Raw genomic sequence first — 222 nt, forward strand, 5'->3', positions numbered from 1 at the left:
GAATCAAGCGTTAAACCGGTGGAAGTTCACTTTAACCTAGTGACTTCTATTATCGTAAATCCAGAGAGACACAAAAGCTCTTTGGTATGTGGTCTGATTTATGTTTCTACTTTTCCTTTTGGAATCGTAAAAAACTATTTTGGGTTATATGGTCAAGTGACCAAGCGTGCACGGTGGATGCCTTGGCAGTCAGAGGCGATGAAGGACGTGGTAATCTGCGAA

General features: G+C 41.9%; 1 protein-coding gene. It reads left to right on the top strand.

The features are described 5' to 3' along the window. Positions 1 to 222 (top strand): hypothetical protein (locus tag AC2A4J_RS20485; RefSeq protein WP_484177313.1); only part of this gene is annotated, 222 nt, incomplete at both ends.

This window comes from Marinomonas sp. ATLA20, from assembly GCF_057180105.1.